21 protein-coding genes are annotated in these 25,241 nt (G+C 72.5%); 11 read left to right on the top strand and 10 right to left on the bottom strand.

The window, feature by feature from the left end:
• The 5 genes from ACIBI9_RS17990 to ACIBI9_RS18010 all read right to left on the bottom strand — a co-directional run.
• The coding region (locus ACIBI9_RS17990; protein WP_397223221.1) for a carbohydrate-binding protein at positions 1 to 337 on the bottom strand (337 nt) is incomplete at its 3' end.
• A 139-nt stretch (positions 338 to 476) separates the two neighbouring features.
• A complete protein-coding gene (locus tag ACIBI9_RS17995; RefSeq protein ID WP_397223222.1) occupies positions 477 to 1,427 on the bottom strand; it encodes a catechol 2,3-dioxygenase in 951 nt (316 codons plus the stop codon).
• A 51-nt stretch (positions 1,428 to 1,478) separates the two neighbouring features.
• A complete protein-coding gene (locus tag ACIBI9_RS18000; RefSeq protein ID WP_397223223.1) occupies positions 1,479 to 2,555 on the bottom strand; it encodes a 4-oxalomesaconate tautomerase in 1,077 nt (358 codons plus the stop codon).
• 5 nt (positions 2,556 to 2,560) lie between these two features.
• Entirely contained in the window at positions 2,561 to 3,271 is a 711-nt protein-coding gene (locus ACIBI9_RS18005) for a 4-carboxy-4-hydroxy-2-oxoadipate aldolase/oxaloacetate decarboxylase (RefSeq protein WP_397223224.1), read from the bottom strand.
• Positions 3,268 to 4,005 carry a PIG-L deacetylase family protein gene (locus ACIBI9_RS18010; protein ID WP_397223226.1) on the bottom strand — a complete coding sequence of 246 codons (738 nt, stop codon included), beginning with the start codon at positions 4,003 to 4,005 and terminating at the stop codon, positions 3,268 to 3,270. The genes ACIBI9_RS18005 and ACIBI9_RS18010 overlap by 4 nt, the downstream gene beginning before the upstream one ends.
• Before the next feature lie 113 nt (positions 4,006 to 4,118).
• Here ACIBI9_RS18010 and ACIBI9_RS18015 point away from each other — a divergent pair, with 113 nt between their 5' ends.
• Positions 4,119 to 4,922: a DUF1932 domain-containing protein gene (locus ACIBI9_RS18015; RefSeq protein ID WP_397223227.1), complete on the top strand. Its 804-nt coding sequence runs from the start codon at positions 4,119 to 4,121 to the stop codon at positions 4,920 to 4,922.
• Between the two features lie 43 nt (positions 4,923 to 4,965).
• On the opposite strand, the gene ACIBI9_RS18020 is transcribed toward ACIBI9_RS18015, so the two are convergent.
• Positions 4,966 to 5,604 carry a GntR family transcriptional regulator gene (locus ACIBI9_RS18020; protein WP_397223228.1) on the bottom strand — a complete coding sequence of 213 codons (639 nt, stop codon included), beginning with the start codon at positions 5,602 to 5,604 and terminating at the stop codon, positions 4,966 to 4,968.
• A gap of 63 nt (positions 5,605 to 5,667) precedes the next feature.
• On the opposite strand from ACIBI9_RS18020, the gene ACIBI9_RS18025 reads away from it, so the two are divergent.
• The 9 genes from ACIBI9_RS18025 (at position 5,668) to ACIBI9_RS18065 (ending at position 17,618) form a co-directional block, all read left to right on the top strand.
• On the top strand, positions 5,668 to 5,859 hold the full coding sequence (locus tag ACIBI9_RS18025) for a hypothetical protein (RefSeq protein WP_397223230.1): 192 nt from the start codon (positions 5,668 to 5,670) through the stop codon (positions 5,857 to 5,859).
• 37 nt (positions 5,860 to 5,896) lie between these two features.
• Complete coding sequence (locus tag ACIBI9_RS18030) at positions 5,897 to 7,507, top strand: IS200/IS605 family accessory protein TnpB-related protein (protein ID WP_397223231.1); 1,611 nt, start codon at positions 5,897 to 5,899, stop codon at positions 7,505 to 7,507.
• 67 nt (positions 7,508 to 7,574) lie between these two features.
• Positions 7,575 to 8,285, top strand: coding sequence for an ATP-binding cassette domain-containing protein (locus ACIBI9_RS18035; RefSeq protein ID WP_397223232.1), 711 nt, complete (start codon positions 7,575 to 7,577; stop codon positions 8,283 to 8,285).
• 147 nt (positions 8,286 to 8,432) lie between these two features.
• Positions 8,433 to 8,924, top strand: a complete 492-nt coding sequence (locus ACIBI9_RS18040; protein ID WP_397223233.1) for a hypothetical protein — start codon at positions 8,433 to 8,435, stop codon at positions 8,922 to 8,924.
• Positions 8,924 to 10,306: a hypothetical protein gene (locus ACIBI9_RS18045; RefSeq protein ID WP_397223234.1), complete on the top strand. Its 1,383-nt coding sequence runs from the start codon at positions 8,924 to 8,926 to the stop codon at positions 10,304 to 10,306. Before ACIBI9_RS18040 ends, ACIBI9_RS18045 begins: the two co-directional genes overlap by 1 nt.
• Entirely contained in the window at positions 10,303 to 11,622 is a 1,320-nt protein-coding gene (locus tag ACIBI9_RS18050; protein ID WP_397223235.1) for a VWA domain-containing protein, read from the top strand. Before ACIBI9_RS18045 ends, ACIBI9_RS18050 begins: the two co-directional genes overlap by 4 nt.
• A 12-nt stretch (positions 11,623 to 11,634) precedes the next feature.
• Complete coding sequence (locus ACIBI9_RS18055) at positions 11,635 to 12,750, top strand: AAA family ATPase (protein ID WP_397223236.1); 1,116 nt, start codon at positions 11,635 to 11,637, stop codon at positions 12,748 to 12,750.
• Positions 12,747 to 15,500: a DUF5682 family protein gene (locus tag ACIBI9_RS18060; protein WP_397223237.1), complete on the top strand. Its 2,754-nt coding sequence runs from the start codon at positions 12,747 to 12,749 to the stop codon at positions 15,498 to 15,500. The genes ACIBI9_RS18055 and ACIBI9_RS18060 overlap by 4 nt, the downstream gene beginning before the upstream one ends.
• 195 nt (positions 15,501 to 15,695) lie before the next feature.
• The gene (locus ACIBI9_RS18065; RefSeq protein WP_397223238.1) at positions 15,696 to 17,618 is read left to right on the top strand and encodes a serine/threonine-protein kinase; all 1,923 of its coding nucleotides are present in this window, start codon (positions 15,696 to 15,698) and stop codon (positions 17,616 to 17,618) included.
• Between the two features lie 47 nt (positions 17,619 to 17,665).
• Here the strand turns inward: ACIBI9_RS18065 and ACIBI9_RS18070 are convergent, their stop codons facing one another.
• Both ACIBI9_RS18070 and ACIBI9_RS18075 read right to left on the bottom strand, forming a co-directional pair.
• Positions 17,666 to 17,947, bottom strand: coding sequence for a hypothetical protein (locus ACIBI9_RS18070; RefSeq protein ID WP_397223239.1), 282 nt, complete (start codon positions 17,945 to 17,947; stop codon positions 17,666 to 17,668).
• A 630-nt stretch (positions 17,948 to 18,577) separates the two neighbouring features.
• Positions 18,578 to 19,498, bottom strand: coding sequence for a polysaccharide deacetylase family protein (locus ACIBI9_RS18075; protein WP_397223240.1), 921 nt, complete (start codon positions 19,496 to 19,498; stop codon positions 18,578 to 18,580).
• A 215-nt stretch (positions 19,499 to 19,713) separates the two neighbouring features.
• On the opposite strand from ACIBI9_RS18075, the gene ACIBI9_RS18080 reads away from it, so the two are divergent.
• Complete coding sequence (locus tag ACIBI9_RS18080) at positions 19,714 to 22,971, top strand: glucodextranase DOMON-like domain-containing protein (protein ID WP_397223241.1); 3,258 nt, start codon at positions 19,714 to 19,716, stop codon at positions 22,969 to 22,971.
• 61 nt (positions 22,972 to 23,032) lie between these two features.
• On the opposite strand, the gene ACIBI9_RS18085 is transcribed toward ACIBI9_RS18080, so the two are convergent.
• Entirely contained in the window at positions 23,033 to 24,544 is a 1,512-nt protein-coding gene (locus ACIBI9_RS18085) for a cytochrome bc complex cytochrome b subunit (RefSeq protein WP_397223316.1), read from the bottom strand.
• Between the two features lie 68 nt (positions 24,545 to 24,612).
• Entirely contained in the window at positions 24,613 to 25,233 is a 621-nt protein-coding gene (locus ACIBI9_RS18090; protein WP_397223243.1) for a hypothetical protein, read from the bottom strand.
• Between the last annotated feature and the right edge of the window lie 8 nt (positions 25,234 to 25,241).

Here is a 25,241-nt window from a genome sequence, read left to right on the forward strand (position 1 = left end):
AGTCCCAGGCCAGGGAGACGGTGCTCCCGCTCACGCCGGTCGAGCGCAGGTTGCCGGGCACCGACGGGGCGGTGGTGTCGGTGCCGCCGCCGGTCGAGGGCTTCCACAGGGCGGGCACGTTCGGGGGCTCCCAGCCGGGCTGGGAGGTGTGGCTCTGGATGCACTCGTACTCGACGCCGTTGTACGTGACGTGCGTGCCCGCCGTGTACGCCGTCCACGGGGCCCATTCGGCGAGGGCGGCGTACGCCGAGGCGGAGGCCGGCGGCGGGGCGACCGCCACGGCCGTGAGGGGCAGCAGTAACGCCACCAGGATCTTGCTCAGGACGCTGTGTCTCATGACGCTCCGACATCCGGTTGGGGGGTGTGCGAGGAGTGGGATGCCAGGAAACTATTAGGAAAGTTTCCTTTAAGTTATGAGACGACGTTAGCCTTTGCCTGCGGAGGCGTCAATGAGTGAAATTTCGGTGTAAAGCCGATTACGCGGTGGGCGGGGTGCCGTGCGTGTGGAAGGAGGCGATGGTCTTCAGCCCCCACGCCTGGCCCTTGGCCCGCTCGGCCTCCGTCCACGTGATCGTCCGCCAGTCCGGCGCCAGGATGAGTCTGGTCAGCGGGTTGCACAGCTCGACGCGGTTGCCGCCGGGCTCGTAGACGTACAGGAAGAAGGTCTGCTGTATGGCGTGCTTGTGCGGGCCGGTCTCGATGAACACGCCGTTGTCCAGGCAGAGGTCGGCGGCCCGCAGGATGTCCTCGCGGGTGTTCGTGGCGAACGCGATGTGGTGCAGCCGGCCCGAGGCGCCCGACCAGTCGTCGGTGTAGACGAGGTCGTAGGACTTGTTCGCGAAGTGCAGCCACTGGGCGGAGATCCGGCCGCTGTCCAGCATGATCTGCTCGGTCACGCGGGCGCCGAGCACGTCGCGCACGAAGGCGCCGGCGGCCGCGGCCTCGGCGGCCAGGAAGTTGACGTGGTCGAGGCGGCGCACGCCCACCCCGCGGCCGGGGAACGCCTGCGGCTGGTTCTTCAGCGCGGGACGCAGCTCCTCGGGCGCCTCGTACCACTGCGACTCCCAGTAGAGGCCCAGCTCGTGGCCGTCGGGGTCGCGGAAGGCGTACGTCGGGCCGCGGCCCGGGGCGCCGTCCCGCCAGCCGATGCCCAGCCCGGCGTCCTTGATCGCGCGCACCCGGCGCTCCAGCGCCTCCTGGCTGCTCGCCCGCAGCGCCGTGGACCCGATGCCCGAGGTGCGGTGGGCCGTCAGCGTGAGGCTGTGGTGCTCGTAGTCGTCATACGTGCGCAGATAGACCGAGTCGCCGTCCTGCCCGGCGGCGGTCATGCCGAGGATCTCGGTGAAGAACCACAGGCTGCGCTCCGGCTCGGGAGTGAGCAGCTCTACGTGGCCGAGGTGGGCGATGTCGTGCAGCAGGGCGTTCATCTCAACCTCGGGGGCATCTCAACCTCGGGGCGTCTCGACCTTGGGGGCGTCTCAATCTCGGGGGCGGGGGAAGACCGTGCCGTCGAAGAGCTTGCGCGCGGTCCGTACGTTCGCCGCCCGCAACGCGGTCGGCGGGCTGGTGGACAGGTCGAGCTCCACCTCGACCTCCAGGTGGCCGGTGGGGTGCTCGACGTCCACGCGAGCGCCCTCGGGCAGCCGGGCGAAGCGCCCGGCCACGCCGTTCGGGAGCAGTGCGGCGGTGACGACGCTGACCGCGCCGAGCACCCCGATCGCGGTGTGCGGCCTGACCGGGATGAACGTGCGGGTGCACAGCGCGCCGCCGTCCCTGGGCGGCGCGACCAGCGTGGTCTTGGGCACGGCCTCGCCGTTGACGTCGCCGAGCCCCATGAGCTTGCCCGCCTGGACGCGCAGCGACTGCACGCGCTCGCGGAGCCCGGCGTCGGCCGCGAGCGTCTCGTACGGCTCGTAGCCGGTGATGCCGAGGTCCTGCGCCGCCGCCACGACGACCGGCATGCCGTTGTCGACGCAGGTCACCTCGATCCCGTCGATCACGTCCACCTCGCGGCCGGTGGGCAGCAGCCGCCCGGTGCCCGATCCGGCGGTGTTCTCGAACCCGAGCACCACGGCCGCGGCCGTGCCCGGGACGCCGGAGATGGCGGTGCCGCCGCGGTAGTCGACGCGGCCGCCCGGGGTGGGGAAGCGGGCGGTGGCGACGCCGCCGGTGTTCACCAGGCGGATGCGGACGTCGGTGTCGTCGCCTCGCGGGCGGACGAGGCCGCGCTCCACGGCGAACGGGCCGACGCCGGCGAGCAGGTTGCCGCAGTTCTGCCGTCCGGAGACGGCCGGCTCGTCCACCGCGACCTGGAGGAAGAGGTAGTCGAGGTCGGCGCCGGGATCGGCACTGGGCGACACCACGGCCACCTTGCTCGTGAGCAGGTGCGCGCCGCCGATGCCGTCGATCTGGCGCGGGTCGGGGCTGCCCAGCACGCGCAGGAGCAGGTCGTCGCGCTCCCGGGGATCGCCGGGGAGGTCGCCGGCCAGGAAGTAGGCGCCCTTGGAGGTGCCGCCGCGCATCAGCATGCACCGCACGCCGTCGTCGTCGCCCATGCCCGTCACATCGGCCCGTCACATCGGTCGTACTCGGCGGCCGTCACGTACGTGATGCCGAGCCCGGGCAGCCGCTCGCGCAGGCCGTAGCGGTCGAGCCCCAGCTCTCCCTTGGCGAACGCCTCGCGGGCCGCGGCCTCCTTCTCGGCCCTGGCGGCGGAGGCGGAGATGCCCCGCTCCAGGTCGGCCCGCGGCACCACCAGCACCCCGTCGTCGTCGCCGATGATCGTGTCGCCGGGCCGGACGAGCTGCCCGCCCACGGTGACGGGCACGTTGACCGCGCCGGGCGTCGCCTTGACCGTGCCCTGGGCGCTGACGGCCGCGCTCCACACGGGGAAGCCCATGGCCCGCAGCCCGGCGACGTCGCGCACGCCGGCGTCGATCACCAGCCCGCGCACGCCCCGGGAGCGCAGCGAGGTGGCCAGCAGCTCGCCGAACATCCCGTCGGTGGACGGCGAGGTCGTGGTCACGACCAGGACGTCGCCCTCCTGACACTGCTCGACCGCGACGTGGATCATCAGGTTGTCGCCCGGCCAGCACAGCACCGTGACCGCGTTGCCGCCCGCGCTGCACCCGGGCCACGCGGGGCGCAGCCCCGGCCCCAGGAAGCCGGTGCGGCCGAGCGCCTCGTGGACGGTCGCGACGCCGTACGCGGCCAGGGTGTCGATCCGGTCGAGGCTCGCCCGCGGTGTGCCGGTGACGACCACGTGCCTCATGCCAGCACGTCCGTCACCTGCGGGTAGAGCCGCATGTAAGCCTCGCCCATGGTGTCGTGCGGCAGGCCCAGGTTGGGGCCCGCGTTGCGGCGCAGCTGCACCCCGCGGCGCTTGGCGAGGTCGGTGTAGTAGTCCCACATGTGCTGCTGGGCCGGCAGGCACTCCATCGCCTTGCGCTTCCTGTCGAACACCGGGGTGATGTCGAGCAGCACGTCGGGCTTGAAGTCGCACTGCTCGGGCTGGTGCGGCTCGAAGAAGAACACGGGCGGCGCGCCGAGCGGCTCGCCCGGCGCGTCGTAGCCCGCGGCCTGCGCCAGCACGCGCGCCTGCAGCGCCATGCGGGCCGCCGCGGGGTGGTCGCCGTTGTACGGGTCGGCCAGCGGATGCGTCAGCACCACGTCGGGCTCCGTCTCCCGGTAGATCCGCACCAGCCGGTCGACCAGCTCCGGGGTCTCCACCAGGGGATAGTCGCCCGCGTCGAGGAACTCGATTCCTGCGCCCAGGGCCGTGGCGGCGTTCTGCGCCTCCTCGCGGCGGATCGCCTTGATCTCGTCGAGCGTGCGGCCGGCGCGCCACGCCTTCGCGGACTCGCCGCGTTCGCCGAAGCTGAGGCAGACCACCTTGGCCCGCTCGCCGCGGCTGGCCGCGAGCGCGATGGCGCCGCCCGCGCGCCAGACGAAGTCGCCCGCGTGGGCGCTGATCACCAGAAGTGTGGGGGTCTTTGCCGAGGTCACTCGCTGACGCTATGAGCCGATCGTTCGGATTGTCAACAGTTTCATCGGCAATCCGGCTCCATGGGGAATTTCGGGCCTAGCCGACCATGGCCTTCGACAATATTGTCAACGATATGGCTTCTCTCTTGCAGGTGGCGGTGCTCGGCTACGGCGAGGTCGGCCACGTCCTCGCCGGCGGCCTCGCGCCGCGGGTGCCCCTACGCGTCTACGACCCCGCCCACCCGCCGTCGCCGTCCGGCGGGCCGCCGCTGGTCGCGTGCAACGCCGAGGCCGTACGCGGGGCCGACGTCGTCATCGCCGTCACCACCGGCGCCGACAGCCTGGCCGCCTGTGAGGAGTCCCGCCCCCACCTGCGGCCCGGCGCGCTCTACGCCGACCTGTCCACGAGCGCGCCCGGCGACAAGCGGCGCATCGCCGAGCTGGTGGCGTCGGCGGGCGCGTCGGCCGTGGACGGGGCGATCATGGCGCCCATCCCGCTGCGGGGCCTGGCGACCCCGATCCTGGCCAGCGGCGACGACGCGGCCCGTTTCGCCGACTTCGCCGGCCGCCACGGGATGGACGTGACGCCGATCGGCGGCTCGCCCGGGGACGCGGCGGCCCGCAAGCTGCTGCGGAGCGTGCTGGTGAAGGGGCTGAGCGCCCTGGTCATCGAGTCCCGGCGCGCCGCCGAGGCCGCGGGGCTGGGGGAGTGGTTCTGGGAGCACCTGCTGGAGACGGTGTCCGCGGCCGACGAGCGGTTCGTGGTGCGGCTGCTGGAGGGGGCGGGGCAGCACGGCGTGCGACGGGTGCACGAGATGCACGCGGCCACCCGGATGCTGGAGTCGCTCGGGGTGCCCAACGCCATGACCGCCGCCACGGCCGCCACCCTGGAAGAAGCGAGCCGCACCGGCGTCCCACCCGCCCCGGACGGGTCATGATGGCGGCCCGTCGGCCGGTGGCGTCCAGGGCGATGTCGGCCCGTCAGTCGGTGGCCTCCAGGGCCTTGGCGACGCTGCGCAGGTGCTGCTGCATGGCCGTCTGCGCCGCCTCGGCGTCGCGGGCGACGATGGCGGCCACGATCAGCTCGTGCTGCGGCAACGACAGCGCCGCCCGCCCCGGCTGCCGGGCCAGGCGGAACTTGTGCCGGATCACCTGCGCCCCCAGCCGTTCGATGATCGACGCCGAGGTCCGGTGGGCGGCGATCTCACGGACCTTGGCGTGCAGCGCCGCGTTGAGCTCCGAATATCGGTCGAGGTCGTTGCGCTCCACAGCGGCGCGCATCTCGGCGACGATCTCCCGCAGCCGATCGGCCTCCTCGGGCGTGACGCGCTCGGCGGCCTTGGCGGCGGACAGGCCCTCCAGCACCATCCGCACCTCCGTGATCTCGACGGCCTCCGCCTTGGAGATCGCCCGGACGCGGGCGCCCTTGTTGCGTAGGATCTCGACCAGCCCCTCCGAGGCCAGCTCTCTGAACGTCTCGCGCACGGCCGCGCGGGTGGCTCCGAACTGCGCGCACACGTCGGCCTCGACCAGCCGCTGGTTGGGCACGAAGTCCCCGCTGAGCACGGCCGCTCTGAGCCGGTCGGTCAGCGTCTCCTCCAGCGGGGACTCAGGGGTCACGGAATCCTCCCGTTGTCGAGCTTCGTTGACAATATTATCGACAATTATCCCGGGAGCCGCCGCATGAGGGGTGTGCTGCGGCAGGACTTCACCGGGGTGCTCGTCGCGACGGTCGTGCTGGTGCTGGTCGTCGGGGTGCGCGACGCCACGTTCCTGCAGGTCGGGCAGCTGGCCCAGGTGCTCAACCAGGCGGCCGTGGTCGGGGTGCTCGCGTATCGCTCGAATGTTCTACCCGGCATGGTCGAATACGGGTAGCCTTATGGTCACGTTCGGTAAAGGCCAGGAGGTGGGCGTGGCTGAGGTGCGGGCGATCGCGGCGCCGTACGTCGCCGCCCCTGCCTGCGGGGTGGCGATCCGCGATCGTCTCAAAGGGCTGAGCGGCCAGGATGAGATGGTGCTGCGGCTGACCGGGGCGCATCTGGGCGCGTTGGCCTCGAAGGATCTCGCGGTGCGGTGCCGGGACGGATTGGCGCATGGCGCTGATCGGTGGGCGGCCCGTAAGCGGGAGCTGACCACGCAGTCGTCGGCGCGGTGGGCGGGGGCGATCACCAAAGCCAGCCATGATCAGTGGGCGCTGGCCCGGCGTGGCCAGCTGGCCCACCTCCAGGCTCTGCGGGCTGAGATCGCCACGATCGCGCAGCGGCTGTCGCTGCCCGTGGGTCAGAAGGGTGCCAAGGGCGGGCCGGGTGGCTACCGTTCGCGGCAGGAGTGGTTCGCCAAGTCCCGCCGTCTGCGGGTGCTGGCCGATCGCCTGGCCGTCGTACGGGCCGATTGGCAGGGCGGGCGGGTGCGGATCGTGCGGGGCGGCAAACGGCTGGCCGGAGTGCGGCACCACCTGGAGGCGGCGGGGCTTGAGGAGCACGAGTGGCGGGCGCGGTGGCAGGCCGCGCGCTGGTTCCTGCAAGCTGATGGGGAGTCCGGCAAGCGGTACGGCAACGAGACGATCCGCGTCAGTCCGGACGGCGAGGTGTCGATCAGGCTGCCGGCCCCGCTGGCGCACCTGGCCAACGCGCCGCACGGCCGGTACGTGCTGTCCGCCCACATACGGTTCGCGCATCGCGGCACAGAGTGGGCCGATCGTGTGCACGCCGATCAGGCGGTGGCCTACCGCATCCATCTGGACGCCGAGCGCGGCCGCTGGTACCTGACCGCGTCCTGGCACACCCCGCCCGCCACAGTCATCCCGCTCCAGGCCGCGCTCACCCACGGGGTGGTCGGGGTCGACACCAACGCCGACCACCTGGCCGCCTGGCGGCTCGACACCCACGGCAACCCGATCGGCAACCCGCGCCGCTTCAGTTATGAGTCGTCCGGCAGCGCCGAGCACCGCGACGCTCAGGTCCGCCACGCCCTGAGGCGGCTGCTGACCTGGGCCAAGTCCTGCAGCGTGCGGACCATCGCCATCGAGGACCTGGACTTTCAGGCGGAGAAGACCCGGGAGAAGCATGGCCGTCGCAAGCGGTTCCGCAAGCTCGTCTCAGGCCTGCCTACCGGCCGCTTGCGGGCCCGGCTGGTCTCGATGGCAGGTGCGGCCGGTATCGCGATCGTTGCGGTGGACCCGGCCTACACCTCCAGGTGGGGCGCTCAGCACTGGCAGGCCCCGCTGACCGGCAAGACGCGCACGACCACCCGCCACGACGCAGCCGCCGTGGCGATCGGGCGACGTGCCCTCGGGCATCCGATCCGGCGACGGACGGCACCGCCCCCTACTCACCGGAGCGATGAGCAGGGGCATCGGACCGTCCAGGCCCGACCGGAGGCCTGCGGGCGTGAGGAAACCCGCCCCCCGCACACCGGATCATGCACACGATGCATGCCACTGGACCGTGGCGAGCAAGCGGGCGACCAGTGTGCCCAGCACCGTTCGGGGCACACGGCTGAGCAACTCCTGCTCAGTCCCTAGTAGCGGTACGTGACCACCCGCCTGCTCATCGAACGCGGCGGGGGCGGGGCCGCTCCGGCTGGTCTCGGTGACCGTGCCGGGGCGGCTGCACGAGGTGAGCCTGGAGGCCGCGCCCGGCGAGATCCTGGGCATCGCCGGGCTCGTCGGGTCCGGCCACACCGACGTGCTGCGCGTCGTCGCGGGCGCCCTGTCCCCGGCCTCGGGCCACGTGGAACTGCCGGGCGGCGCGCATCTGGCCCCCGGCATCCGCGCGGCCGTGAAAGCCGGGGTCGGGCTCATCTCCGGGGACCGGCGCGGCGTCGGGATCACCGCCGACAAATCCGTCTGGGAGAACGTCGTCCAGGTGGACGCCGTCGGCCTGGCCAGGCACGGCGGGTGGCTGGCGGCCGGGGCGCTGCGGGCGGCGGCCCGGGTGTTCGCGGAGCGGGTCGGCGTACGGATGTCCTCGATCGAGCAGGCGGTGGACCAGCTCTCCGGCGGCAACCAGCAGAAGGTCGTCTTCGCCAAATGGCTCGCCGCCCGCCCGTCCGTGCTGCTCATGGACGACCCGGCCAGGGGCATCGACATCGGCGCCAGGGCCGAGATCTACGCCCTCATGGCCGAGCTGGCCCAAGCGGGCGCGGTGCAGCTGCTGGCCTCCAGCGACCCCAAGGAGCTGGCCGAGATCTGCCACCGCGTCGTGGTGATCAGGAAGGGCCGCGTCTCCGCCGTACTGGACGGCGCGGGCCTGACCGCGCACGCCGTTCTGGAGGCGGTGAACGGCGACCACGCGCCGTGAAACCGCGAGGACCTCGCGCTTTGATCGTTTAGGCCTGATCTGTCGGTGAGCTCCGGTAAGTTCCCGGATCATTGATCAGCCGGTCGCGAAGGCGCGGGCACTCCCGCGCGCGCCCGTGAACCGGCCGGGGCGGGAGGGTTCGAGGTCGTGGACGCGGACAGAGCCGCGTGGGAGCAGCGCAGCGTGGTACGGGTGGTACCGCCTGTCGAGCCGAGGAAGCTGGCGAAGGTGCCCTTCGTCGAGCTGGCCGACGGGCGGTTGCAGGGGGTCGTGTCGAGCGGATCCGACATCGAACGGGTCTACGTATCGTCCATCACCGCCGGCACCCACGCCCTGAGCTGCAGCACCAACAACAACCGGCCGTGCGGCGCGCTGCACGGCTACGCCTGCAAACACATCCACCAGCTGGCCGACGAGGCGGTCCTGCAGTACGGGCTCGACCGAGTGTCCCGTTACCTGGGGGTGGAGGTGCCGGAGGGCCAGTTCCTGATGTCCTCCATCAAGGGGCCGGTCGAGCGCACCCCGGCCGCCGTGGTGTTCAGCAGGTTCCTGCGCCACCTGGCCTACCTGGAGGTGCCCGACAGCACGGAGCCGCTGGCCGAGCTGCACTGGTTCCCCGCGACGAGGATGGTGCGCTGATGCTTGACGTACAGCTCGGGGAGCTGCTGGGCGACGCCCCGGCCGGGGTCGGCGAGGCGCTCGACCTGGTGACGGGGTTCGACGACGCGCTCACCCACGGGTTCGCCCGGCTGGGCGAGGAGGCGTCCGGGGCGCTGGCCGCCCTGGCGGGCGCGCTGGCCGGCAGCCCGCTCGGCGACCGGCTGGCCGAGGCGGCGGAGAAGGTGACCGCCGGGTCGATCGGCGACGAACACCTGGCGGCGCTGGCCGGCGGGCGGGCCGCGCTGCTCGGCGCGGTGCACGACGCGCTGCTCGCCCGGTTCGACACGGCGCTGGGCCGCACCCGCGCCACCTGGGAGCCCGCCGGAGACGCGGGCGACCCGGCGGGCGTGCTCGCCGCGTGCCGGGGCTGGCTGCGCGAGCTGGCGATCAGCGGCTGGCGCGGCGTCGACCACGACGTCGTCTCCTCCGCCGATCCGGCGATCGAGGCGCTGCTGGCCACGCCCGAGCTACGCGGGCTGGCGGTGCTGCTCGACGGCCTGGCGGCGGAGCTGCGAGCGTCCTGCCCGGTGGCCACGATGGACCGGCTGCCCGTACGCAGATGGGCAGACCTGTGGACGCGTGCCCTGCTGCTGTCGCAGAAGGGGCCGTGGCACGGCGCCGCCGAGCCGGTCTCGGGGCGGCTGCTGATCCTCGGCGCCGACGTGCACGAGCACGCCACCGTGGTGCGGGTGCAGGTCCACGGCATCCTCGAGCCCGCGGGCGGCGCCCCTTCCCGGCTGGTACGCACGAGCGTGGCGGCCGCGAAGGTCGACACGATCTCCGGCCCGTCCGTGTGGCGGCTGATGGGCGACCACCCCGTGCTCATGGGCGCGCTGGCCGGGCATCTCAGCCTGGAGCTCGCCGACATGCCGCTGCTGCCGGGCGGCGACCTGGTGTGGCACGACGGCAAGGCGAGCGCCGGCGCGGCGGCCGACCCGTTCGCGACCGCGCGGGTCCAGCTCGCCGAGGCCGTGGCCCCGGCGACCCCGCCGCTCGACCGCCATCCCGTACGCATCGCGGAGCCCGTGTTCCTGGAGGGCTACACGATCCGCGACGAGACGCTCGACCTGGGCGGCAGCTCGCTCCCGGTCGCCCTCGACCGGTTGCCGGCCTGCGGGCCGCTCACGCCCGAGCTGGTGTCGGCCTCCTCCGCCTGCATCGGCCTGATGCGCTGGGACGGCGGGCAGTGGCTCCTGCAGCCGCTCGCCGTGCAGGCCACGGTCAAGAAGAAGAGCGTCACCGCGCACAACGGCGACTGGGCCGTGGGACCCACCGACCCCAAGGTCGTCAAGGCCGAGGCCAAGGCCGGCGACGTGGTCGCCGTGCTGCGCGAGCGAGCAGGGCGGCTGCTGCGGAAATGACCGACCCCGACAACGACACTGACAACGTGCAGGGCGCCGACGCGACCCGGCGCCAGGTGCTCTACTGGCGCCTGCTGTCCCGCGTCTTCGGCGCCGACGAGCAGCCCACTCTGGAGCGGGCGAGCGTGGCCATCGTCGACGACCTCGGCCTCCCTCCCGCCCTGCTCGACCCCGGCGTCTCGATCGACAACCTCGTGCAGCGCTTTCCCGGCCTGGCCGACGAGCTCCAGGACCTCATGGCCGAGAAGGACCACGAGGACGGCGACGAGGTCCGCCGCGCGGCCCTGGTCTCCAAGCTGCTGCTCAACGTGTTCTCGACGGGCACCGGCAACGTCACCGCGAGCCGGCTGGAGAGCTGGAAGAACGACGCGGGCTGGTTCGAGCGGGGCATGGGCTGCGAGCCCGGCGGCCTGCGCCACAGCCCCGGCGACGAAGAGGTGGCCGCGGTCCTGGCGGGCATCGAAGGCGACCTGGTCAAGCGCATGCACCTGCGCGAGGTGCTGGCCGACCCGGCGCTGTCCAGGCAGCTCACGCCCAGCATGTCGCTCATCGAGCAGCTGCTGCGCGACAAGTCCAACCTGTCGGGCGTCGCGCTGGCCAACGCCAAGGCGCTGATCCGCAGGTTCGTGGACGAGGTCGCCGAGGTGCTGCGTACGCAGGTGGAGAAGACCAGCGTGGGCGTCATCGACCGGTCGGTGCCGCCGAAGCGGGTCTTCCGCAACCTCGACATCGAGCGCACCATCTGGAAGAACCTCACCAACTGGAGCCCGGAGGACCAGCGCCTCTACGTCGACCGGCTCTACTACAAGCAGACCGCCCGCCGCACCACCCCGGCCCGCCTGATCGTGGTCGTCGACCAGTCGGGCTCGATGGTGGACGCGATGGTCAACTGCACCATCCTGGCGTCGATCTTCGCCGGGCTGCCCAAGGTGGACGTGCACCTCATCGCATACGACACCCGGGCGCTCGACCTGACCCCGTGGGTGCACGACCCGTTCGAGGTGCTGCTGCGCACCACGCTCGGCGGCGGCACCGACGGCACCGTGGCGATGGCCCTGGGCCGGCCGAAGATCACCGATCCGCGCAACACCGTGATGGTGTGGATCTCCGACTTCTACGACAACCGATCGCTGATCAACGACTTCGAGGCGATCCACCGCTCGGGGGTCAAGTTCATCCCCGTCGGCTCGGTCAACAGCTCCGGGCACCAGAGCGTCGACCCGTGGTACCGCCAGAAACTCAAGGACCTGGGCACTCCCGTGATCTCAGGCCATATCCGGAAGCTCGTCCTCGAGCTCAAGAACTTCCTCGCTTAGGAGACCTCACCCATGAGTGACGACATGCTGCGCGCCCCCGCAGAGGTGAAGTACGCGGAGGAGCTCGACTGGCTGGAGTCGGTCGACGACGGCCCCAAGCCGTTCTCGTGGCGGCTGAGCCCCCGCATGATCAGGCTGTTCATCCTCGGCTCCGAGCGCTCGGACGGGCTCGACCGGGAGATCCCCCAGAAGTGGTTCGGCGACCGCAGCTTCGTCGAGCGCAGCATCGTGACCCTGGCCTCCGACCGGGGCCTGCTGCTGATCGGCGACCCGGGCACCGGCAAGAGCTGGCTGGCCGAGCTGCTGTCCGCGGCCATCTGCCGCAACTCCACCCTTGTGGTCCAGGGCACGGCGGGCACGACGGAAGACCACATCAAATACTCCTGGAACGTCTCCATGGTCATCGCCAAGGGCCAGTCCCGCGAGTCGATGATCCCCTCGCCGATCATGACGGCGATGGAGAAGGGCGTGATCGGCCGCTTCGAGGAGCTGACCCGCTCGACCAGCGACGTGCAGGACGCGCTGATCTCGATCCTGTCGGAGAAGTACGTCTCCATCCCCGAGCTCGACGACGACAACATCGTCTTCGCCCAGCCCGGCTTCTCCATCATCGCCACCGCCAACAGCCGTGACCGGGGCGTCAACGACCTGTCCTCGGCCCTCAAGCGCCGCTTCAACTTCGTCCGCATCCCCGTCGTGTCGAACAAGAAGAGCGAGGCGGAGATCGTCCGGTTCCGCACCGAGGAGCTGCTGCGCCGGCACAAGATCGAGCTGGACCTGCCGCCGACGCTGCTGGACATCCTGCTGCAGAGCTTCGCCGACCTGCGCTCGGCCGCCGCGTCGGCCACCAGCGACGACGAGAAGCTGGAGTCGGCGCTGTCCACGGCCGAGCAGATCGGCGTGCTCGAGGACGCCATCCTGCACAGCCACTTCTTCGGCGACCGCGTGCTGCGCGCGCAGACCCTCGCCGGCTCGCTGGTCGGCTCGCTGGCCCGGCGCAGCCCCGAGGACCTCGCGATCCTCAACAAGTACTGGCACGGCGTCGTCGAGCCCCGCAGCAAGAAGGACGGCGGGGAGTGGCCGGAGTTCCTCGAGGGCGGCCGCGAGGCCATCGCCACGCTCTCATGACCGGCCAGACGAGCCCGTTCGGCGCGCTGCGAGAGCAGCTCCTCGACGCCGCCGCCGCGTTCGCCGACAGTCCCGTGACCGTGTCGGACATCCTGTCCGGCCTGGTGGACGACGTGGACCGGGCGCTGCGCGAGGAGCTGGAGATCTTCCCGGTCTGCCACCACTCGCCGGCCTCGGCGCTGGCGATGGTGCGCAGGCTGCGGGAGAAGCAGCCGAAGGTCATCTACCTGGAGCTCTGCGAGGACCTGCAGCCGCTGCTGACCGAGCTGCGCAACTGCCGGCTGCCGGTGGCGGTGCAGGCGTTCGCGACCCAGATCGACGGCTTCCCGCCGTCGTGGGCGCCGCTCAGCGTGGTGGCGCCCATCACCGAGGCGTCCGCCGAGTACCAGGCCATCTCGTACGCGCTGGAGACCCCGGGCGTCGAGCTGGTCCTGGTCGACCGCTCGACGGACCACGTCTTCCAGTGGGCGCCGAACGAGGAGCCCGGCAAGAAGGAGCACGCCGAAGAGGCCGGCCTGCACGGCGACGCGGTGGGCGTCGAGCTCGGCGACCTGCGCCCGCGCTTCGCCGAGCTGGAGGAGCACCTGCTGCACCACGGCAAGGTGCGCCACTGGTCCGAGTGGTGGGACCAGTACGTCGAGCAGCCGCTGTCAGGCGCCGACTACGACACCTACCGCCAGGTCATGGTGCTGATCGGCAGCCTGTTCCGCCGCCTCGACCGCGACGGCGGCCGCCGGACCGTGGACGAGGACCGCGAGCGCTACATGTGGACCAGGATGCGCGAGCACTTGGCCGCCTCGGGCGCCGACCCGGCCGACTGCCTGTACGTGTGCGGCGCCTTCCACGCCGCCAGCCACGTCGAGCAGTTCGGGCTGAGGTCCACGGCGACCTTCGAGATCACCCCGCGAACCGGCACGAAATGGCTGTACGGCCTCATCCCGTCCAGCCACTCGGCCATCGAGGCCCAGTTCGGGCTGGCCTCCGGCTCGGTGTCGATCGCGGCGGCGACCTGGGAGAAGTCGCTGACCCGCAGCAAGCTGACCCCGTTCCAGCTGGCCGGGCAGCGGGGCACGCGCAAACGCGTGGCCAAGCTGCCCGCGCCCGTCCCCCAGGGCGAGGTGGCCGACCGGCTGACCGGGTTCCTGTCGAAGCCGCCGGCGCTGGACGAGCTGGACGAGGCCGAGCTGCTCGGCTGGAGCGTGGAGATCGTCCGGCTGGCCCGCCGCAACGGCTACCTGGCCAGCACCGCCGACGCCATCGCGGTGTTCGAGACCTCGATCCTGCTCGCCGGCCTGCGCAACCGGGCCAGGCCCACCCCGTACGACTTCCAGGACGCGGCCGTCACCTGCATCGAGAAGGACGTCGTGCCGGGCCGCCGTGACGTGCGGCGGCTGTGCGAGATCATGCTCGGCGGCGACCGCGTCGGCGAGGTCGGCTACGACGCCCTGCCGCCGCTGGCCCGCGACGTGTACGACCGGCTCGCGCCGCTCAAGCTCGACCTGGAGAAACGCACGATCCAGCGGGCGCTGCTCGACCTCAACGCCAACCCCGAGCTGGTGCCCTGCTCCGACCTGCTGTGGATGCTGCGGTACCTGCTGCCGTCGGACGCCGTGCGCCCCATCATGGGCGAGCGCGGGCTGGGGGAGCGCTCGATCCAGGAGAGCTGGGACGTGGCGTTCGGCAAGCACCAGCGCTCGATCATCGAGCTGGGCTACGAGGGCGTCACCATCGAGCAGGTGATGGAGCAGCGGCTGCGCCGTTCGGTGTGGGACCCCAAGGCCACGGCGGCCGTCGCGCTGGCGGCCGTCGAGGACGCGGTGCTCTTCCTCGGCAGCCGCCGCTTCGCCGACGAGCTGGGGCAGCGGGCCGTGGAGCTGCTGGCGTCCGAGCGGAGCGTGGACGACGCGCCCGAGGTGCTGCGCAGGATCCGGCGGCTGATGTCCTACTACCGCGCCCACGAGCCGGAGCTGCCGGCCTGGTGCGAGGAGTTCGCGACCTCCGGCTACGCGCATTACTGCACCCTCCTGCCGACGGCCTTCGTGGCCGACGACACGGGGACGCGGCAGGTGGCGGCCATGCTGGGGTTCCTGTTCTCGATGGAGAGCCTCGCGCTCTCGCTGGGCTGCGACCGGGCCCAGCTGGAGCTGGCCGTGCAGCAGTCGCATCCGGAGGCGCCGGACAAGGTGGCGCTGCTGTGGGCGGCGCGGTCGCAGCTCGGGCTGCTGCCGCTGGCCGAGCTGCGGGCGCGATGCGACGAGCTGCTGGCCAACCCGCTGGTCGTCCCGTCGTTCCCGCTCTACATCCTGGGGTTCGTCCAGGCGATGGAGCCCGTCCCGGCCCTGTCGGGCTTCGTGGTGGAGGTGATCTCGAAGGCGTTCGGTCAGCTGCCCGACCGGGTGCTGCTGCCGTGGCTGCCGAAGCTGATCACGGCGCTGCGGGACCAGGCGGGCGAGCTGATGCCGGCGCTCGTACGCGAGGCCGGGCGCACCTTCCCCGGCACGCTGGCCGCCGTGGACGGCTGGGTGCCGCCGTGGACGGCGCGTCCCGCCGCCGTGGCGGCCGCCGCGCCGGTCGCGTCGGGGCCGGTGGCCGAGCTGCTCATGGGGCATCCGGCCGCGTGTGACGCGGTGGCGGGGCTGCTCGGCTGCGAGGGCTCGTGGCAGGCCCCGGCACCGGGGCGCGGTGAGGTCACCGCGCTCCTGGCCGATCACCCGGAGCCCGCTCTGGCGCTGGCGGGCCTGCTCGCCTGACGCCGCGGGCGGCCCCGTCCGGTACGGGGCCGCCCGCACGTTCTCCGGGAGATGAATCACCGGGAAACAGCGCATGACGTTTCTCTGACCAGGGCAAATATGTCCATTTATGTCGCCCTCCGGGGTCATCCACGAGGGCCTTCCGAATCGTAGTATCCGGTGCTGAAGCTCCTGCGCGATTCGAAGAGGGAAGCAGTGTCGCGTCCGCAATCGGGGGACCACCTCGGTCAGATCGCCGCCTACCGCCTCACCCGGTTCCTCGGCGAGGGCGGGCAGGGCGTGGTCTACGTGGGCCTGAGCCCGTCGGGCGACGAGGTCGCGATCAAGGTGCTGCACGCCAGGCTCTCGGACGATCCCGAGGCGCGGCGCAGGTTCTTCAGGCAGGTGGACCTCGCCCGCCGGGTCGCCCCGTTCTGCACCGCGCGGGTGCTGGACATGGGGATGCAGGCCGACCGGCCGTACATCGTGAGCGAGTACGTACGCGGCGAATCCCTCGAACGCGCCGTCAGGAAGGACGGCCCCCGCACCGGGGGCGGGCTGGAACGGCTCGCGGTGGCGACGGCGACGGCGCTGGCCGCCATCCACCGCGCCGGGGTCGTCCACCGCGACCTGAAGCCGGGCAACGTCATCCTCGGGCCCGAGGGCCCCGTGGTGATCGACTTCGGCATCTCGCGGGCGCTCGACCACGCCGTCACGCAGACCGGGGCGTTCGGCACGCCCGGGTACATGGCGCCCGAGCAGGTGAGCGGCGGCGAGGTGGGGCCGGCGGCGGACGTGTTCAGCTGGGCGGCCACGATGGTGTTCGCGGCGACGGGGCGGCGGGCCTTCGCGGGGGAGTCGGTGGCGGCGGTGCTGCACGCGCTCCTGTACGACCCGCCCGACCTGTCCGGCGTGCCCGCGTCGCTCAGGTCCCTGGTGACCACGTGCCTGGACAAGAACCCCGCCCGGCGGCTCACGGCGGACGACCTGGTCCGCGCCCTGACCGGCGACGACACCCTGACCATGCCCGCCCCGCTGCCCGACGCCTCCCTCGAGACCGCGCCGCCCCGCCGGGTGCCGCGCCGCGCAGTGCTGGCCGTCGGGGTGGCCGCCGCGGCGGCGGCCGTGGCCGTGGCGATGTGGCCGCGCGAGCGGGATCCGGTACGTCCGGCCGCGCCCGCCCTCCGGTTCGGCGCGGAGCTCGGCAAGCCCCTGGCCGGCCACGCCAACGACGTACGGGCGGTGTCCCTGGGCACCCTCGACGGCGTCCCCGTCACCCTGACCGGCTCGGACGACGAGACCGCCCGCCTGTGGAACCTCCGCACCTCCCAGCAGATCGGCCGGCCGCTCGCCGGCCACACCGAATGGGTCAGATCGGTCGTCCTCGACCAGCTCGACGGCGCGCCGATCGCCGTCACCGCGAGCGACGACGACACCGCCCGCGTCTGGGAGCTTCCCACCGGCGGGTCCCGCGTCCTGGCCGGGCACACGGGTGACGTCAAGTCCGTGGCGACCGGCCGGATCGGCGGCCGGCACGTGGCCGTCACCGCCTCCACCGACGGCACCGCCCGCGTCTGGGACCTGCGTACGGCCAAGGAGTACGGCGACCCGCTGACCGGCCACGAGGGCGGGGTGTGGGCCGTCACCGTCGGCCAGGCCGCAGGCGCGACCGTGGCCGTCACCACCGGCGACGACGGGACCGTGCGCGTCTGGGATCTGGCTTCCAGGAAACAGCTCGGCCGGCCGCTGACCGGCCACTCCGGCTGGGTGCGGTCGGTGGCGCTGGGCTTCCTGAACGGCACCCCCGTGGTGGTCACCGGCGGCGAGGACATGACCGTCCGGGTCTGGGACCTGATCGCCTGGAGGCAACTCGGCACCCCGCTCACCGGCCACACCGGCCTCGTCTGGTCGGTGGCGATGAGCAACCTCGACGGCACCCCCGTGGCGGTCACGGGCAGCGAGGACCGAACGGTACGCGTGTGGGACCTGAACACCAGGAGACCGCTCGGCACCCCGTTCACCGGACATTCCGACTGCGTCTGGTCGGTGGCGGTGGGCCTGCTCGACGGCCGGCCGGTCGCCGTCAGCGGCAGCCGCGATCAGACCGCCCGCACCTGGAACCTCGCCCCGGTCCGCTGACCGTCGATCGGGCGCCGTCGACGCAGCGGACCAGAGCGGTTCCGTGGTCAGGCACGCGCTGCGGCGGGCGCCCGCATCTCGCGTTCCATGCGCTGGAACTCCTCGGGAAGCTCCTCCCGCGTCTCCTCGATGCGCAGAGCGGTGCCGAGCGCGAAAAGCGTGGGAGCCCACTGCCCGACGAAGATGCCCCACCGGTCGGCCCGGTCGATGCCGGCGCGCTCGTACTTGAGCGAGGCGGTCCAGGTCGCGACCGAGAGCCCTATCGAGGCCAGGCCTGCCGCGTACAGCATGCCGGACCGGATCCCCATCTTGTGGAGCGTTCGAATCATGGCGTTCTCCCTGAGAGCGAGCGAGTGTTGCTGCCTACGCCTCGCTGCCCGCGATGGGCGGACCGATGTGGCGGTTGGTGGAAGATTGACGCCCGGGGGTGGGCTCTTTGCCCGCGCTTCGCTGTGCTCACTCTCCGCTGTCGCGGGGCAGGGTTTCTTTACGGTGAAGCGCGATGGCCAGGCCGGTTCCCAGCGCGACGGTCACCAGAAGGAACGCCGGGCCGCCGCCGTAGCGGTCGGCGAGAGGGCCGGCCAGTGTCGCGCCGGTGGCGCTGCCGATCTGGCCGGCGGTCGTCAGCCAGCCGACCAGAGCGCGACCAGGATTCCCAGCCGCTCACCCATAAGGGCGATCCGATGTAGACCGTCTCCACGGCGACGGAGTTGACGGCGTGGGCCCTGGCCGGGTCGCCGGAGGAGGTGAGGCGGGGCAACATCGAACGGACGCTGCTGGAGATCGGCGGCGTGCACAGCCCGCGTGGGCCGGCAGCCCGGCCGGCCCACGCGGTGTCCCTGCTGCCGGTGACGCATCCTTTCTGGTCGGCGCCTAAGCGCGATCACCGCTCACATCCGGAGATACGCGGGGAATGCGAGAAGTGTTCAGACTTGGCCCGAAGATTTGATCAGAGCAGCTCAGGGGGCGCCGAAGACGAGGCGCGGCGGGTGGCCGCCGAACAGCTCGCTGACGGTGACGAACCGGTAGCCGCGCTTGGCCAGCTTCCGCAGCACGCGCGGCATGGCCCGCACGGTCGTCGGGTGGATGTCGTGGAACAGGATGACGCTGCCGGGCCGCACCGATCTGAGCGCCCGGCGCGCCACCGTGGCGCTGCTGCGGAAGCGCCAGTCGAGGGTGTCCACGCTCCACAGCACCATCGGGCGGTCGGTCTGGCGGCGCACGGTGGCGTTGAGGGCCCCGTACGGCGGGCGGACGAGCCTGGGCACGACGCCCGTGACCGCCCTGATCGCCTGGTCGGTGCGGCCCAGCTGGGAGCGCACCCGGGCGGGCGGCAGTCTCGTCAGGTCGGGGTGCGACCAGGTGTGGTTGCCGATCTCGTGCCCGGCCGCGACGGTGCGGCGCAGGACACGGGGGTACGTCACGACGTTGCCGCCCACGACGAAGAACGTGGCGTGGGCGTGGTAGGCGGCCAGGTAGGCCAGCAGCGTGTCGGTGTAGGGGCCGGGGCCGTCGTCGAACGTGAGTGCCACGCACTTGACGCGGCGGCAGTCGACGCGGGGCCGCGGCAGTGGCCCGGTACCGGTCCTGTCATCGGGTGCTGACAACGCCGCCGCACCCCACGCCCCGGACGCCGTCGCACCCCACGCCCCGGACGCCGTCGTGCCCGACGCCCCGGACGCCATCACACCCCACGCGCCGGATGCGGGCGCGCTCGAGGCCGCGCCCGGCGGTGGAGCCGCCTGGGCGGCCTGGGAAGGCGCCGCCAGTGTGCTCGCGCCGCAGGTCATCGCCACCAGCACCGCCGTGGCGACCGTCCTGGCCGATCCCCGCCTGGCCCCGCCCAGGAAGGCCAGGCGCGACCTCGCACCGATGTCCATCGATCCCCCTTGCGCGCCGCCCCCGGCGCGTCTTCCCGTAGTGACGATCCCAGCGGGGATCGTTCCACTGAGTACGACAACCGTCGCCTGCACCTGGTTCGCCGGAGACCGCTTTCCGGATGACGAAACGCCGCGGCGACCGACCCTACGGGGCTTGACAGTCGGGTGGGGCTGGTCTTGTCTCTAGCCATCGGGGGTCTGGAGGGGAGCCCGGCATGCCTGCGATCCGACGTTCCGTCCTTGCCCTGCTCGTCTCCGCCGCGCTCGCCGCCGTGCCGCTCGATCCCGTCCTGGCCGCGACCCCCGCCCCGGGCGCGCCCGGGGCGCCGTCGCACTTCGGCCTGGCCCGCAAGGACTGCGTGGGCACGGCCACCGGCAGGACGTCCAAGGTCTGGTACACCGTCGCGGGCGGAGTCCTGTCCGACGTGTACGAGCCCACGATCGACAACACGAACGTCGAAACCATGCAGTTCGTCGTGACCGACGGAAAGACGTTCACCGAACTGCAGTCCCGCGACACCACCTACCAGGTTAGCACCGACCGCTCCGGCATGACCTGCACCGTCACCTCGGCGAGCAGGAGCGGCCGCTACCGCCTGACCACCACCTACGTCACCGACCCCGACCGCGACGCCGTGGTGGTGCGCACCCGGCTCCAGCCCGCCGGGCTCCGGCTGTACGTACGGCTGGACGCGAGCGTGAACGGCAACGGCGGCGGCGGGCAGCCCAACGGCGGCCCCGACACCGGCGTGGTCGACGGCCCCACCGGCGCCCCCGTGATCTCCGACGAGAACACCGAGACCTCCGCCCCCGCCCGCGACTACGCCGTGCCCACCCACCTGGCGCTGCGGGCCGAGCGGCGGCTGCCGCAGGCGAGCGTCGGCTACGCGGGCACGCCCGGCGACGGCGCCACCCAGCTCGACGCCGCCCGCGAGCTCACCCCCTACACTGAGGCCCCCGCCGGCAACGTGGTCGCCACCGCCAGGCTGCCGATCGACGGGAAGGGTGAGGTGACGTTCGCGCTCGGGTTCGGCCGGACCAGGGCCGCCGCGCTGCGGACCGCCGGCGAGGCGGCCGCCCGGCCGTTCGAGAGCACCCGCGCCCGGTACGAGTCCGGCTGGGCCGCCTACAACGCGCGCCTGCGCAGGCCGCCCGGCGCGCAGGCCGACCTCTACCGGCTGTCCGCGAACGTGCTCAAGGCCAGCGAGGACAAGACGTTCCCCGGCGCGGTCGTGGCGTCGCTGGCCAGCCCGTGGGGGCAGGCGGTGGGCGCGGGCGAGCTGGTCGGCGGCAAGGCGGTCTACTTCGGCTCCTACCGCGAGGTGTTCGCCCGTGACCTGTACGAGGCGTTCACCGGCTTCCTCGCCGCCGGCGACGTGGCCACGGCCCGCGACACCGCCCGTTTCCTGCTGGAACGTCAGCAACTGCCCGACGGCCGGATGCCGCGCAACTCGCTGCTGAACGGCAAACTGGCGCCCGATTCCGGCGGCGACCAGCTCGACGAGACCGCGTACCCGATCCTGATGGCCTACCAGTCGGGGCTCACCGGGGTGTGGGAGCGGGTGCGGGCGGCGGCCGACTTCCTGGTGGCGCACGGGCCCGCGTTCGGCGTGGAGCGGTGGGAGGAGCAGTCGGGCCACTCGCCGTCCACGATCGCGGCCGAGATCGCCGGGCTCGTCGCGGCGGGCGAGCTGGCCGCCCGGGCCGGTGACCAGGCCAGGGCCCGGATCTACCGGGGCGCGGCCGACCACTTCGCCCGCTCGATCAAGTCGTGGACGGTCACGACCACCGGCCCGTACGCCCCGCGCTACTTCCTGCGGCTGTCGCGCGGTGGCGACCCGAACGCGGCCACGTCGTACAACCTGGGCAACGGCGGCCCCACCGAGGACCAGAGGAGGGTGGTGGACGCGGGCTTCCTCGAGCTCACCCGGCTCGGCATCCTGCCCGCCGACGACCCCGACGTGCTGGCCAGCCTGCCGGTGGTGGACCGGGTGCTCAGGCGTACGACGGCAGGCGGCCCCGGCTGGTACCGCTACGGCTCCGACACCGCGGGCACCGAGGACGGCTACGGCGACTGCCACGAGCCCGACCCCACCTCGTGCGCGCCGTCGGGCCGCCCCTGGCCCACCGGCAACACGGGCTCCGGCCACCTGTGGCCGGTGCTCGCGGGCGAGCGGGCCGAGCAGGCGCTCCAGACCCGCGATTTCGCCTCGGCCGCCACGCTGCTGGCGGCCATGCGGGCCATGTCGTCGGGCACCGGGTTGATCCCCGAGCAGGCGTGGGAGAACCCGGACCTGGCCGCCTCGCCGTACGGCACCGACCCGGCCACCGCCTCGATCGGCTTCCGCGACGGCGGCCCGGCGGGCTCGGCGTCCCCGCTGACCTGGGCCCAGGCCCAGGTCGTCCGGCTCGTCCTGTCGCTCGGCTCCACCCGCCCCGTCGAGCAGCCGGACGTCGTACGGCTCCGCTACGCCGCCCGCGGCCTGCCCCAGGCCGCCCCGCTGACCGTCACCGCCCCCGCGGACGGCACGGCGGTCGCGGGCACGTCGGCGACCGTCGAGGGCACCACGTCACCGGGGGCGCGGGTGGACGTCGCGGCCACGCCCATCGACACCGGCGCGCCCACCCAGGTCGTCTCCGTACGCGCCGGATCGGACGGCGCCTTCACGGCGCGGGCACCGGTGTCGTTCGGGGAGGTCGTGCTCACCGTGACGGCCACCGCATCCGACGGCCGCACCGCCTACGCCCGGCGCACGGTCGTCGGCGACATCGTGGGCGCCACGACCGTGCTCGACGTCGCCGACCCGGAGGGCGACGACAACGGGCCCGGCACGTACGCGTACCCGACCGCCGGGGACTTCCACGCCGGGGCGTTCGACCTGCGCAGGTTCCAGGTGATCACGGACGCGACGACCGTCTACCTGCGGGCCGAGCTGCGTGACCTCACCCCGACGTTCGGCAACCAGATGGGCGCCCAGCTGCTCGACGTCTACGCGCAGGACCCGGCCGCGGCCACGCGGTCGCACGACGCGGCGTTCCCGCAGCGCAACTACCGCCTGGGGGACGCCTGGTCGCAGCGGGTGGAGGTGCAGGGCTTCGCTGCGCCGGTCTGGGTGACGGCCGCGGGCACGGCCCAGGCGGGCGCGGCGGTGCGCTCGTCCGGGACGACGCGGACCATCACGGTCGCCCTGCCCAAGGCCGCCTTCGGGACACCCGGCCCAGGGTGGCGCTTCGCCGTGGTGCTCACCGGGCAGGACGGCTTCAGCGCCGACCAGGCCAGGGGGTTCGCAGCGACGCCGCAGCCGTACCAGTTCGGGGTCTGCGCCGAGGGTGGCACCGGGCCGCTGTGCTCGGTTGACCCCGGCACGGTGCCCAAGGCGCTCGATGTGCTCGTCCCGTCGGGACAGTCCCAGTCGGACGTGCTCAACCCGCTCCTCGGCCCGGTCACGGTCCCCGCCGTCGCGGTCCCGTGACGGACGCCGCCTTCTGCCCTCCCCCCGAGTGCGGGCTCGGTGGTGGGGCGGAGGGCGGTCGTCAGCGGGACCAGGAGCGCTGGACGGCGTCGTGGACGCGGCGGCGGGCCGGGGGAGGGACGTCGCCGTCGGCCGCCGCCGGGAGGGCGGGCCGCGCGGGCGGCACGAGCACCGCGGACTCCTCGTCCGTCACCGGCCGCTCGATCTCGGTGAACGCGCCGTCCGCGCCGCGCACGATCACGCCGGTCTCCACCCCGTGCGCCACCGTGTGCCGGTCGCGGGCCAGCAGCCCGAGGCAGATCCGGCGGGCGATCACGAACCCCAGCACCGGCCCCGCGACCACCAGGACCCGGAAGATCCACGTGGTCGCGTACAGCGAGATGTGGAAGGTCGAGGAGAGCAGGTCGTTGCCGCCGGCCAGCCAGAGCACGCCGTAGTAGACGATCCCCGCGACCCCGAGGCCCACCCGGGTAGGCGCCTCGCGCGGCCGGTCCAGCAGGTGGTGGATCGTGTGGTCCCGGGTGATCCACCGCTCCAGGAACGGGTACACCGCCAGCACGGTGAACAGCAGCCCGGGCGCCCCCAGGGCCGGGATCAGCACGCTCATGGTGACCGTGTGCCCGAAGACGGTGAACTCCCACGGCGGCATGATCCGCAGCGCGCCTTCGAGGAAGCCCATGTACCAGTCGGGCTGTGAGCCCGCGCTGACCGTGCTGGGCGCGTACGGGCCGTACAGCCAGATGGGGTTGATCTGGAACACCGTGGCCAGCGCCGCCACCACCGCCAGCACCCACAGGAAGAACACCGTCGTCTTGGCCAGGAACGCCGGGAAGAACGGCGCGCCCCGCACCACCCCGTCGTTCAGCCCCTTGGCCCTGAACTGGGTGTGCGTCTGCCGCCACGTGAGCACCACCGCGTGCAGCGGCAGCAGCACGAGCAGCAGCCCGGGGATCAGCAGCACGTGCAGGCTGAACAGCCGGGAGATGATGTCCTCGCCGGGGAACTCGCCGCCGAACAGGAACATCGCCAGGTACGTGCCCACCAGCGGCACCGAGATCGTGACCCCGTGCAGGATGCGCAGCCCCGCGCCGGACAGCAGGTCGTCGGGGAGCGAATATCCGAACAACCCGTTGAGCATCACCAGCCCGAACAGGGCCACGCCGATCAGCCAGTTCAGGTCGCGCGGCTTGCGGAAGGCGCCGGTGAAGAAGTTGCGCAGCAGGTGGATGACGATGGCGCCCAGGAAGACGAGCGTGGCCCAGTGGTGCATCTGCCGCATCAGCAGGCCGCCGCGCACCTCGAAGCTGATGTCCAGCGTGGAGGCGTACGCCTGGCTCATCTGCACCCCGCGCAGCGGCACGTAGGCGCCGTCGTAGACCACTTCCTCCATGGTCGGTTTGAAGAAGAACGTGAGGAAGACGCCCGTGAGCAGGATGACCACGAACGCGTACAGCGCGATCTCACCAAGCAGGAACGTCCAGTGATCGGGAAAGACCTTCCGCATCGCCTTCTTCAGGAACCCGGCCCCGCCGATCCGATCGTCGAGCGCCTGAGCAAGTGAGCTGACCTTCATAGTCACCCCGCCTATGACTGGATGGGTACGTCACAGACAAGACGGAATGGGACCGGAAAATGTGACAGTCAGGCGAAACGTTCGACGGTGACCGGAATCAGGCCCTGCTCGCGGACGGCCTGCCGGAGGTGGTCCAGCAGTGCCCCGAGCACGCCGGCCGGGCCGCTCCCGAGGCGTACGGTCACGTCCACGCACCACGCGATGCCCGCGCCGATGCTGCGCAGCTCCCACGCGAAACCGTCGCCCGCCGCCCGGCCCGCCACGCGCGGGTCGTCGGCGGGCTCCAGGCGCAGGGCCGCGCGGGCGTTCGCCAGCCCGTCCGCGTCGAAGTCGCCCGCGAACAGGATGCGGTAGCGGCGCGCGTCCGGCGACGAGCCCAGGTCGAGCGGCGCGGCCGTGGGCAGGGGCTGGCGCTGCCGGAAGAGCCCGCGCAGCCGCTCCTCCTCGGGCAGCTCGCCCCCGCCGAGCCGCGCGTACGCCTGCGCCGCCGAGCGCCGGTCCACCGGGGTCACCAGCGCGCGGAGCCTGGCGTCGGAGCGCAGCTCGCGGCTCAGGTCGGGGCAGGCGGACCACATGCCGCTCTCCGGGCTCCACACGGCGCTGTCGATGCCGGCGGCGGTGTGGTCGTCGTGGAGGACGAACTCCTCCACGAGGATTCCGTCGGGGCCGGAGATCAGGTAGTAGTCCATCCGCCCCA

The organism is Nonomuraea sp. NPDC050451, from assembly GCF_044458585.1.

Coding starts and splice junctions, on each gene's coding strand:
- ACIBI9_RS17995 (WP_397223222.1), bottom strand. CDS start 1,427: ATGAACGCCCTGCTGCACGACATCGCCCACCTCGGCCACGTAGAGCTG.
- ACIBI9_RS18000 (WP_397223223.1), bottom strand. CDS start 2,555: ATGGGCGACGACGACGGCGTGCGGTGCATGCTGATGCGCGGCGGCACC.
- ACIBI9_RS18005 (WP_397223224.1), bottom strand. CDS start 3,271: ATGAGGCACGTGGTCGTCACCGGCACACCGCGGGCGAGCCTCGACCGG.
- ACIBI9_RS18015 (WP_397223227.1), top strand. CDS start 4,119: ATGGCTTCTCTCTTGCAGGTGGCGGTGCTCGGCTACGGCGAGGTCGGC.
- ACIBI9_RS18025 (WP_397223230.1), top strand. CDS start 5,668: ATGAGGGGTGTGCTGCGGCAGGACTTCACCGGGGTGCTCGTCGCGACG.
- ACIBI9_RS18045 (WP_397223234.1), top strand. CDS start 8,924: ATGCTTGACGTACAGCTCGGGGAGCTGCTGGGCGACGCCCCGGCCGGG.
- ACIBI9_RS18050 (WP_397223235.1), top strand. CDS start 10,303: ATGACCGACCCCGACAACGACACTGACAACGTGCAGGGCGCCGACGCG.
- ACIBI9_RS18055 (WP_397223236.1), top strand. CDS start 11,635: ATGAGTGACGACATGCTGCGCGCCCCCGCAGAGGTGAAGTACGCGGAG.
- ACIBI9_RS18060 (WP_397223237.1), top strand. CDS start 12,747: ATGACCGGCCAGACGAGCCCGTTCGGCGCGCTGCGAGAGCAGCTCCTC.
- ACIBI9_RS18070 (WP_397223239.1), bottom strand. CDS start 17,947: ATGATTCGAACGCTCCACAAGATGGGGATCCGGTCCGGCATGCTGTAC.
- ACIBI9_RS18075 (WP_397223240.1), bottom strand. CDS start 19,498: ATGGACATCGGTGCGAGGTCGCGCCTGGCCTTCCTGGGCGGGGCCAGG.
- ACIBI9_RS18080 (WP_397223241.1), top strand. CDS start 19,714: ATGCCTGCGATCCGACGTTCCGTCCTTGCCCTGCTCGTCTCCGCCGCG.
- ACIBI9_RS18085 (WP_397223316.1), bottom strand. CDS start 24,544: ATGAAGGTCAGCTCACTTGCTCAGGCGCTCGACGATCGGATCGGCGGG.
- ACIBI9_RS18090 (WP_397223243.1), bottom strand. CDS start 25,233: ATGGACTACTACCTGATCTCCGGCCCCGACGGAATCCTCGTGGAGGAG.